Source organism: Devosia sp., assembly GCF_028290645.1.
Classification (GTDB): Bacteria; Pseudomonadota; Alphaproteobacteria; order Rhizobiales; family Devosiaceae; genus Devosia_A.
In genome coordinates this window covers 1-9945 of sequence record NZ_JAQGJL010000074.1, presented here as the reverse complement: position 1 = coordinate 9945, position 9945 = coordinate 1, and the positions used below count along the sequence as shown (strand labels likewise).

General features: G+C 62.5%; 11 protein-coding genes. 8 read left to right on the top strand and 3 right to left on the bottom strand.

Going from position 1 to position 9945, the window contains the following annotated elements; translation table 11 throughout:
* The coding region (locus JWQ89_RS03930; protein ID WP_299638584.1) for a helix-turn-helix transcriptional regulator at positions 1-353 on the bottom strand (353 nt) is incomplete at its 3' end.
* A gap of 300 nt (positions 354-653) precedes the next feature.
* Between JWQ89_RS03930 and xth the strand changes: the two genes are divergently transcribed.
* The 3 genes from xth (at position 654) to JWQ89_RS03915 (ending at position 3031) form a co-directional block, all read left to right on the top strand.
* Complete coding sequence (gene xth / locus JWQ89_RS03925) at positions 654-1427, top strand: exodeoxyribonuclease III (protein ID WP_299638581.1); 774 nt, start codon at positions 654-656, stop codon at positions 1425-1427.
* Between the two features lie 562 nt (positions 1428-1989).
* Positions 1990-2526, top strand: coding sequence for a PRC-barrel domain-containing protein (locus tag JWQ89_RS03920; protein WP_299638579.1), 537 nt, complete (start codon positions 1990-1992; stop codon positions 2524-2526).
* Between the two features lie 358 nt (positions 2527-2884).
* Positions 2885-3031 (top strand): hypothetical protein, encoded by a 147-nt coding sequence (locus JWQ89_RS03915; RefSeq protein ID WP_299638578.1) that lies wholly within the window; start codon positions 2885-2887, stop codon positions 3029-3031.
* Between the two features lie 280 nt (positions 3032-3311).
* On the opposite strand, the gene JWQ89_RS03910 is transcribed toward JWQ89_RS03915, so the two are convergent.
* Positions 3312-3893, bottom strand: a complete 582-nt coding sequence (locus JWQ89_RS03910; protein WP_299638588.1) for a hypothetical protein — start codon at positions 3891-3893, stop codon at positions 3312-3314.
* Between JWQ89_RS03910 and JWQ89_RS03905 the strand changes: the two genes are divergently transcribed.
* From JWQ89_RS03905 to JWQ89_RS03885, 5 genes are all read left to right on the top strand, one after another.
* On the top strand, positions 3886-6225 hold the full coding sequence (locus JWQ89_RS03905) for an ATP-binding protein (RefSeq protein ID WP_366143965.1): 2340 nt from the start codon (positions 3886-3888) through the stop codon (positions 6223-6225). The two genes, JWQ89_RS03910 and JWQ89_RS03905, sit on opposite strands and share 8 nt — an antisense overlap.
* Before the next feature lies 1 nt (position 6226).
* Positions 6227-6349, top strand: a complete 123-nt coding sequence (locus JWQ89_RS03900; RefSeq protein ID WP_299638576.1) for a hypothetical protein — start codon at positions 6227-6229, stop codon at positions 6347-6349.
* Positions 6350-6398: 49 nt separating this feature from the next.
* Positions 6399-6881, top strand: coding sequence for a hypothetical protein (locus tag JWQ89_RS03895; protein ID WP_299638574.1), 483 nt, complete (start codon positions 6399-6401; stop codon positions 6879-6881).
* A 157-nt stretch (positions 6882-7038) separates the two neighbouring features.
* Entirely contained in the window at positions 7039-7932 is an 894-nt protein-coding gene (locus tag JWQ89_RS03890) for a DUF1259 domain-containing protein (RefSeq protein WP_299638572.1), read from the top strand.
* A 6-nt stretch (positions 7933-7938) separates the two neighbouring features.
* Positions 7939-8916: a WD40 repeat domain-containing protein gene (locus JWQ89_RS03885; RefSeq protein ID WP_299638571.1), complete on the top strand. Its 978-nt coding sequence runs from the start codon at positions 7939-7941 to the stop codon at positions 8914-8916.
* An 11-nt stretch (positions 8917-8927) separates the two neighbouring features.
* On the opposite strand, the gene JWQ89_RS03880 is transcribed toward JWQ89_RS03885, so the two are convergent.
* The gene (locus JWQ89_RS03880; RefSeq protein WP_299638569.1) at positions 8928-9185 is read right to left on the bottom strand and encodes a hypothetical protein; all 258 of its coding nucleotides are present in this window, start codon (positions 9183-9185) and stop codon (positions 8928-8930) included.
* Between the last annotated feature and the right edge of the window lie 760 nt (positions 9186-9945).

Genomic DNA, 9945 nt, shown 5'->3' with positions numbered 1-9945 from the left:
CCGTCATTTTCCCAAAGAAAGTACGCCGTGTCTCTTATCGACTGCTCGATCGATGGATCTGCGGACAGGGAAACACCGTTGGCCTGATCGGAGACATCGCCCTCCAGAATCTGCTGGATCCCTGCAGCTTCCGAATTGGGCAGGATAGTCTCCAGGCGCTCGAGCGCCTCGCCCACGCGCTGCGCGATCATGGGACTGAACTCGTGATTGGGCGAGGTGCTCTCGTATTTATGCAGCTCGTCAACACTGATGCCCGCCGCAGATGCGAACTCCTCCGGATCGAGGCCCAATGAAAGCCGGCGGTTATGATCCCCTTTCGGCTGGCGCTCAGTGGGATCGCTGGGAAAGGTCATTTGAGGCTCCTCCGATGCTCTGTTCCAAACTAATCGGCTGGGCCCGAAAAAGTTGCGGAGGGTGTGGTGGCGCTTCCCGCTGGCACGGGACACCGGCGCCCGCGTCATAGCGGTGACCTCCTGATGCTCCGGGGGATACCCCGTCGGCCAAGAGAACCCTGCTGACTATAAACCCAGAGCTTTGCGCTGAACGGCGGCACACGTCTCCCGGCGCGTCGGCGCCTGTTGACGTCTCGTCGGCCGGCAACCGTCCCGTCGGGCCGGAGTTTCCGATGGTGAGAGCGTCGAGAGAGTCACCTGATGCGGATTGCTACCTACAACGTGAACGGCGTCAACGGCAGGCTACCGGTGCTGCTGCGCTGGCTGGAAGCAACCTCTCCGGACATCGTGTGCATGCAAGAACTGAAGACCTCCGACGAGAAGTTCCCTTTGTCGGCAATTGAAGCCGCCGGTTATGGGGCCGTCTGGCACGGCCAGAAATCGTATAACGGGGTAGCCATACTCGCTCGGGGTGAGCAGCCGTCGGAGACCCGCCGCGGCCTCCCCGGTGATCCCGACGACACTCACAGCCGATACCTCGAGGCAACAGCTCACGGGCTCTTGGTGGGTTGCCTCTATCTGCCCAACGGCAACCCGGCACCGGGTCCCCGCTTCGACTACAAGATGAAGTGGTTCGAGCGCCTAAACAGCTATGCGGAGACCCTGCTGAAATCGGGGCAGGCCGTCGCATTGTGCGGAGACTACAACGCTGTCCCGACCGAGCTGGACGCCTACCGGCCGGAGCGCTGGGTTGGGGATGCGGTGTTCTTCCCTGAAACCCGCGCCGCCTATCGCAAACTGGTGGAGCAGGGCTGGACCGATGCCCTTCGAGCGATGCATCCGGGCGAAGCGATCTACACCTATTGGGACTACTTTCGAAACGCCTTCGGCCGGAACGCCGGGCTCCGAATGGATCACATCCTTCTAAGTCCGGTTGTCGCCCCACGATTGACCGCTGCCAATGTAGACCGGGAAATACGGGCGCTCGAGAAAACCAGCGATCACGCTCCGGTGTGGGTCGAACTGAAGGAGTAGCCGGGAGCGAAGCCGGCAGGCACCCAGGACGCACGCGGGTGGCTGACCGCCTCGGCGGGCGGCGATGGCCCAAACGGCGGTGACCGGCCCGTGAGCCTCCGGTAAACCGACAGAGGCTCCTCGCCCACGGCCTCGATTTCGCGCCGGTACCGCAGTTCGCCACGGAGTAGCAGGTCAGCGATCATGGGCTCACGTGCACGTTCAGACTGCGCGAAGGGGTGAAATGGGCAGGACGGTGAGGACTTCAACTCGAGGACGTGAAGTTCTCGATCCTAACGCTGAAGGAAGTACACCCGCGCGGCCGCAACGTTTGCCAGTGTCACCGAAGTGGAGACTCCAGGCTCGCACACGGGCGATCATCAAGCTATCGCACCCGGCGCCATACCTGCATGGCGCTTCGCATTCGAGCGAAGCCCGATGGCGCGCCCAGACACGTCAATGACGGGCTCACGACCTTCTTCATCAACCAGCGGTACAACGGGCAACTACCTGGGCCCGTTCTCAGCGCTGCAGTCAACGCCGCGACGCACGAACGCGCTCCACAAACCTGATGGAGGTCAAGGTGGCCGATCGGCCACTGGGTCAAGGTCGTCCTTCGTGCATTTTTCGCAACAGGTCGCCGAACCAACAGAAAGATGAAAAAATGAACACGAGCAGTCTTTCCCAGTCGTACACCGCCTGCAGCGGGGAGAACCCCTCGCGCAGTTGGATCCTATCGATGATTGCGGCGCTTTCCCTTGTTGCACTCCCCATTGCGGCACTCACGCCCACGCCGGCGACGTCGCAAACCGTAACGGTCGTGGATGTGGTTCAGGTCGCCCAGGGATATCGCGCCAGTAAGTTGATCGGCACCAAGGTCAGGAACTCGGCGAACGAGGAAATAGGCGCGATCGATGACCTGATCGTCGACCAGCAGAAGGTCCTCTATGCCATTCTGCAAGTGGGCGGCTTTCTCGGCCTCGGAGGCTATCTTGTAGCCGTGCCCTACGAGAACCTCCAGATCGCCGATGACGGCAAGACCATTACCTTGACCTCCGGCGGCAGCAAGGAAGAGCTGCAGCAGACACAGGAATTCAAGTACGGCGAACAGCAAAAATAGGCCGGCGGAATGGACATCCGAACACCCTTTCTGAGGGCGTCGCCGAAGCTGCCAGGCCCGGAAAACCGGGGTGGAGAAGGACCGGAAAGGGCTAGGTAATGGCGGTGGACCTAGTCCACCGAAACAGGGCTCCGTTTTCATGCCCACTAGATGGCAGGGAACTGGACGAAGCTCTCCCAGAGGCTTTTGTTTTCTCTGGCGAAATCAGAGCACCGAGAGGATGGCCCTCAGTCTGGTGGTGCCACTGCGCTGGTCTGCGCGCTGTGCATCTCGACCAATCGGTTCCGCATCGTTACCGGCTAGCGGAGCACGACTGGGTCCTCAGAACGATGCGGCTGCGGCGCAGCCCAAACGGCAGTTGAGGACGAGGCTATCGCGCGATTGGGCAGCGCTCGGGGTCGATTGGCACCCGGATAGTCGCCTGCCGGCGCTGTCGAAGTTCCTCGCCATGCTCGACGAGCTTGTGGAGGCGGTCGCGGAGCTGGAGCGAGACGGCAAGGGGTAAGTGTGCGCGGCAGGGCCCCCCAGGTCGCACCCTTGGAGCCGTGCTGCAGCGCTTTTCGGCGCCCTTGGTGGAGAAGATGCGAATAAAGCGGTCGAGGTCCGCCACTTTGGTCGTAGCGAGTAGGCATTTGATTGTTCCTCCTACTGATCGATGCCGCCATTGGCGTCGATGGGCTCGTGGTGGAGTGGACACTGCGGTCCTTGCGCGGCCATAACGGTTCCTCCTCGTTCAAGAAAGCTTTGGCCGGGCTTCCGGTTTGGGCATGAAGCGTCGGGTCCGTTCATACGCCCGCAATTGGGCCAAACCTCATGACCCGCCGCCACAAGGTCGCGCCATCGGCCCGCAGTGCGTTGTAGAACTCCCACGCCGCCGTCATGTGGCACCAGTCCTCATAGAGCACGACGCCCGCCTTCGCGGTGCGGCCGTCACCGGGGCTGAAGGCGAACCGATCCACCGGAGGATCGAGGCAAGGTCGGTGACGAATCCGGCTGGCGGTTCGATGAACCCTGGCCAGATCTGCACACCAACCGCCCGGGTCTGCTTCACGGTGGATAGAAGTTGGGGGCAACGTCAACTCCCCTGCCCGGCTCTGAATTGGCTGAGGCCGACTATTTAAGAGAGATATTGGAAAATGTAATACAGGTGATTCATTCCGATTAGGATACATCGAGATTCCCTCAGGAATGGCGGCATCCATGACCAGTATACGCTTGTCCAAAGGCTTCCGCGACTTCAGGATCACGTTTCCGCCCCTTTGGCTCATCATCGTGCTGCCGCTAAGTTCTTTCACGGCCGCCGTGATTTCCATCTCCACATTTGGCACCAACACTCCGATCTGGGTGTCGAATGCCTTGGTGGTCACAGCCTTGCTGCGCAACAAGCCCTCGACTTGGCCGATCCTGCTTCTGCTCGGGGCTGTCGCCGGATTCGCTGCCGACCTGGTCACCGACGTGTCGTTTGTCGGGCTCGGGCTCACCGCTTGTGACGTCTTCGAAATCCTTGTCGTCGCAATTCTGGCGACTCGCGCCGGCGTCACTTCGTCGACCGACAGCATCTGGAGAATGGCCAAGCTTGCGGCCATCTGCCTGCTCGTGCCGACCCTCAGCGCGGCGGGGGGCGCCGGCCTGCTCGTGCTGGTATACGATGTGCCGTTTCTTCCGAACTGGACGACCTGGTATCTCGGTACCGCCTGCGGTCTGCTGACCATCACGCCCTTGCTGTTGAGCTGGACCGATCAGGCGCGCCGCGGGGGTCGCGGTCGCGAGGTGATCGTGCAAATGATCGTCCTTGCGGGATTGGTCGGGGCGGTGGGCTATGCGGACTTCAACCTGTTGCCGGACCTGCACATATCCTTTCCGTTTCTGCTGCTTGCCACCTTCAGCGGCCGGTTGCTGGGCGCTACCACCGCCGCCGCAACGCTTGCCGCCGTCGCGATATGGAGCACCCTGCTGGGCCATGGGCATATCGCGGAGATGGCGCCCGACGACCCGGTGGCGACCGTGGAACGGCTGCAGCTCTACATCGTGGTGGTACTGTTCTCGACCTTGCCGGTTGCCGCCATTCTGGAACAGCGCGACAGGTTGATGGAAAAGCTGCGAGAGACCACGAAAGCGGCCCAGGCCGCAGCCACGGCAAAATCCGAGTTCCTCGCGATGATGAGCCACGAGATCCGGACACCGATGACCAGTGTGCTCGGCATGACGGACCTGCTCATGGATGCCGACCTGCCGGCAAAAGAGCGTGGGTATATCGGCAGAATCCGAACCTCGGGCCTGCACCTGCTCGCGCTGATCAACGACGTGCTCGATTTTTCCCGGGCCGAGGCCGGAAAGCTTGATCTTGAGAGGATCGATTTCAGTCTTCCAGAGGTGCTCGAGCACGTGCGCTCGCTGCTGGCGCCACAGGCAGCCGATCGCGGGCTGGAACTGCGGTTCGAGCGCGACGCACATTCGCCCCCCATGCTGATGGGCGATCCGACCCGGTTGAGCCAGGTGCTGATCAATCTGGTCGGTAACGCGATCAAGTTCACCCAGCGCGGCAGCGTCACGGTTTCAGTCAGCCGTCTCCCGAAGGAGGGGGAACGCGAGCGCTTTCGTTTCGAGGTTCGGGACACCGGGATTGGTATCTCGAGGGAGAAGCAGGCGGTCCTGTTCAGCGCTTTCAGCCAGGCGGATTCATCGACCACTCGTCAATATGGCGGCAGCGGGCTCGGCCTCGCGATCTGCAAGAAGCTGGTCGAGGCCAAGGGGGGCCAGATCGGGGTCGAGAGCGTCGAGGGCGTCGGCAGCTGCTTCTGGTTCGAGGTGCCGCTGGCGCTGAGCGCGAAGACCCCCAGCCAGGCCAAGCCATGGAGCAGCCTCGCTCCGGGACCGCCCCGGCGGGTCCTCCTGGTGGAGGATGTGGAAACCAACCAGCTGCTGATCACCGACATGCTGCGCTCGCACGGTCACGACGTGACGCTCGCCGTGAACGGCCTCGAGGCGGTGGCACTGGCCACGCGCGAGCGCTTTGACGTGGTACTGATGGACGTGCAGATGCCGGTGATGGATGGCGTCGAGGCGACCCGCCAGATCCGCAGGTTGCCGGCCCCGGCCGGAGAGGTGCCGGTACTGGCGCTCACCGCCAACGTGATGGCGGCGGAACGGGAGCGCTATCTGGCGGCTGGCATGAACGGCACGCTGACCAAGCCGATCGACTGGTCGCAATTGTTCGAGGCCCTGGCAAGGTATGGTGGATCCAGCGACAGTTCCGCCAGCCAGGCGACTGCGAGCGGTCCCGGAGCCGATCCGGCTTTACTCGCGGCCGATGCCGCCGCAGCTTTGGGCGCCACTCCTGCCGACATCGATAGCCCGATCGACCCCGCGGTGTTCAACCGGCTCCGCCGCCTCCAGGGCGGGAGCGGGGACCTCACCGTCAAACTGGCCGAACTCTTCGTGCGCGATACAGGAAAGAGGCTCACGGAATTGCGCGACGCCGTGCACCTTGCCGACGCGCCGGCAGTGGCCCGGATGGCGCACGCCATCAAGGGCAGCGCCGCCAATCTGGGAGCACAGGTCATGGTCCGGATCTGCGCCGGCATCGAGACCAGCGCCGAAGCGGCCGACCTCGAAACGACGCCGGCCCGCCTCAACGAGTTGCAGCGCGAGTTCACCCGCGCCTGCGACGCCCTTGCGTTTTCGCTGGCGGCGCCCTGAGATGCGCATTCTGATAGCAGAAGACGACGCGACTTCACGCCTGATCGTCGAAGCCCTGGTCCGGCAGCTCGGACACGAGGCAGTAACAATAGAAGACGGCGACGAAGCCTGGACGGCGTTCTAGCAGGGCGAATTCGACGTCGTCATCAGCGATCGCTCGATGCCCGGCATGGATGGACTGGAACTCTGTCGCCTCGTCCTATCGAAACCTGACGTCGAAAAACATACCTATCTTCATCTTTGTCACCTCGTCCGGCGACAAGGGCCGGGTCCTGGATGCCAATGAGGCTGGAGCCGACGACTATCTCGTAAAGCCCCTGGACAAGGATCAGTGGGCGACCCGGCTGGTTGTCGCTGAACGAATTACCCGATTGCATGGCCGGCTGGCGGCGCAACAATCCCAGCTCGAGCTTCTCAACGGCCAGCTCTTTCAGCAAGCCAGGACGGATTCGCTGACCGGATTGCACAACAGGCTGAAGTTGCGCGAGGACCTCGACCTCCTGTCATCCCCGGCCGATGGTCATTCCGGGCCATATTGCGCCCTGACGGGATCGCGGAAACTGAAGTCGTTGAGGAAAAGCCCTCTTTGGCCGACTGCACGGCCCAATCCGCCGCGGCATTTAGGGCATCGTTGCGGACCCGGGAATGACCCGTAGGTCCGCGGCGAGGTCCCCATCCCCGCGGATATCGACGATCAGCGACCTCCTAGGTCTGCCATACTGTCAACGCTGAGATTCGCTTCAGGGTCCGTCAGCTTGGAACCGCGCAGACATGAAACTCGTTTGCAGGTCTTATCGACCATAGAAGGCCACCATGCACCGCTCGTTTCTCTTCAGTGTCCTCCTCCCGACCGCGTGCCTCTTGAGCGTCGGTCCTGTCCTAGCTGAGCAGGACTGGAAAGCGGTCGGGCAGGCGCTCGGCAAAGAAGGCTCGGTGATGGATGGCGGCGTATATCGCGTGGGGATGCCTCGCTCCGACTTGAAGGTGACGCTTGATGGCGTCGAGCTGAAACCGGCGCTGGCCCTCGGGTCCTGGGTGGCATTTCAGCCAATGGCCGATAACGATGCGATGCTCATGGGCGACCTTGTCTTGACGCAGGACGAAGTCAACCCGGTGATGAGCGTGCTGCTGCAGGACGGTCTTCAGGTCACCGCCCTGCACAACCACCTGTTCCGGGCGGATCCGGCAACGCTTTACATGCATGTGAGCGGTCGCGGCGATCCCATAAAACTGGCGAGTGCGCTCCATGATGCTCTGGCCCAAAGTAAGACGCCGCTCGGTGAGTCACCGGCCCCTGCTGCGTCACAGCCCCAGATCGATCTGGACACCGCCGCCATCGATGCAGCGCTTGGTAACCCCGGCAAGGTCAACGGCGGCGTCTATCAGGAATCGATCCCGCGGGCCGATCCTGTGAAGGAAAACGGCATGGATGTGGAGCCGGCAATGGGCACCGCCATTGCCATCAACTTTCAGCCTACCGGCGGCGGCAAAGCGGCAACCACCGGGGATTTTGTGCTGACCGCGGAAGAGGTCAATCCTGTGCTCAAGGCCCTGAGGGCCGATGGCATCGAGGTGACCGCCCTGCACAGTCATATGCTGGATGAGGAGCCGCGATTGTTCTTCATGCACTTTTGGGCGAACGATGACCTGACGACGCTTCTCCACGGCCTGTCGGCCGCCTTGGGCGAAATGGCGGTGCAACGATAACAAGCCATGCCTACTCTACTTGCGGCGGCGCTCTGCGCCTTGGTTGCTTCGGTCGTTGGTTTGCCCGTTTCGGCCGCAGAGACCCTCACCCTTGAGGCGACAATTCCCTTGCCGAATGTCGCAGGTCGCATCGACCATCTGGCGTTCGACGAGGCACGCCAACATCTGTTCGTGGCTGAACTGGGCAACAACAGTGTCGAAGTTGTCGATCTCACAAAGGGAGCGGTCATCCACCGGATCGAAGGGCTCAGCGAGCCACAGGGAATCGAATTCGTCCCCGACGCTGATATCCTAGTTGTCGCCAGCGGGGGCGATGGTTCAGTCACCTTTTTTAGTGGCTCGGATTTCGCCCCGCAGGCGAGCGTGCAGCTGGGCGAGGACGCCGACAATGTCCATCTCGATGCCCAGTCGGGCAATGTGGTAGTCGGCTATGGCAATGGCGGCCTGGCGGTTCTCGATCCGCACCTCCACACCAAGGTCGGCGATATTCCGCTACCGGGGCATCCCGAAGGCTTTCAGGTGCCGTCGCAGGGGGTGTACGTGAATGTCCCGAACGCCCATCAGATCGCGGTCGTGGATCTGGTCAAAGGCAAAGTCGTTGCCGAGTGGCCTCAATCGCTGACCGCGAACTTCCCCATGGCGTTTGACGCATCCACGAACACGCTCGCCACAGTCTTTCGGGACTCTTCGATGCTGGTGATCCTCGACGCCGCGACCGGCAGTTCCATCGCGCAGATCGAAACCTGTGGCGACGCGGACGATGTGTTCTTCGATACCAAGCGCGGCCGTCTCTACGTCAGTTGCGGTGCGGGTGCCATTGACGTGTTCGCACGACAGGGGGGCAGCGTATCGCTCCTCGAGCGCGTGCCGACCGCGAAGGGCGCCCGGACCGCCTTGTTCGTTCCCGAGCGTGATCGGTTACTCGTGGCGAGACCCGCCAGCGCAAATGCGGATGCCGCGATAGAGATTTATCGCCCGCAGTAGCGGGGCGCCGATCAGAGGTCGGGGCGCACGCGTTGCCCCACACCGGGCACCTCTTCGGCTTGGTCCGCCCGAACCGTGGCGGTTACGTCGGTCCCGACTCCGCGATAGCCGAGGAAACGGCCTTCCGTATCAAAGACAGGCTTGCCGCTCGCGCCGATGTAGTTCGCCGAGCCGTCTTCGGCTGCCACCCTGAGGACAAAACCGCAAAATGGCTGGTGCGCCTCGAGGGTCGCGACGGGCTGGCGCCACTTCTCCGGTTCCTCGTCCACGTCTGTAGCGAAATCCCATCGCCTCAAGCCGGTCCGGAGCGCGGGGCTGATACCGATAGCGGCGAGTTGCTCCGATAGGTGGATGAAGCGATGGTCCGGTCCCGTCTCCCAAGCCAATCCGAGGCTATCTCGGCGTAGTCCCGAAAGCGCCGCTCGCTCTCTCGAAGCGCATCCTCTGCCGTTTGGTTGCGGTGACGTCCGTCACCGCGGCCACAAACTTGATGTTGCGCGATGCGTCCTTCACTGCAGGGGGCCACGGCGTGGATACATGTGACTGACATGGGCCTCGGTCGGGTCGCGCTATGCCGTGGCAACGACTGTCTGAGCGTCGACGGCAACGGCGTCGTCCACATGAGTCATCGCCAGCCGAGTGCCGCTGAGAGCTTCCCGGCGACCTGATCCTCATGTCACTGGCCACCAACCGATTCCTGCGCCTCACGGAAACCGGTGAGCTTCGAACCGACAGTCCCGGTCCCCAATCGGACGGAAAGGACCGCGTACGGTTCGGCTGGATCGAATGGCGGGAGTAGGCATGCGCCGGCGACAATGGGGTAAGAGTCCGCGATCGTGGGTGTCGCAGGTCCGCGACTGGTATCTGTACCGCCAACTGCGCGCCGGAGTTAGTGTCCGCTCTGCGCCGATATCGTTGATTTAGTCTGCGGTTGATCGGTGGTCGTGGTCGTGATTCCGTCCTGTAGTGGGTTGCAGGGGGACGCGACGATGATGGGGATGCAGATCGAGCCGGCGCGGCTGTTCTACG

Bases quoted from the DNA above. Each gene is read 5' to 3' on its own strand.
- JWQ89_RS03900 (WP_299638576.1), top strand. From the start codon at position 6,227: ATGCGCATTCTGATAGCAGAAGACGACGCGACTTCACGCCTGATCGTC.
- JWQ89_RS03885 (WP_299638571.1), top strand. From the start codon at position 7,939: ATGCCTACTCTACTTGCGGCGGCGCTCTGCGCCTTGGTTGCTTCGGTC.
- JWQ89_RS03890 (WP_299638572.1), top strand. From the start codon at position 7,039: ATGCACCGCTCGTTTCTCTTCAGTGTCCTCCTCCCGACCGCGTGCCTC.
- xth (WP_299638581.1), top strand. From the start codon at position 654: ATGCGGATTGCTACCTACAACGTGAACGGCGTCAACGGCAGGCTACCG.
- JWQ89_RS03895 (WP_299638574.1), top strand. From the start codon at position 6,399: ATGGACTGGAACTCTGTCGCCTCGTCCTATCGAAACCTGACGTCGAAA.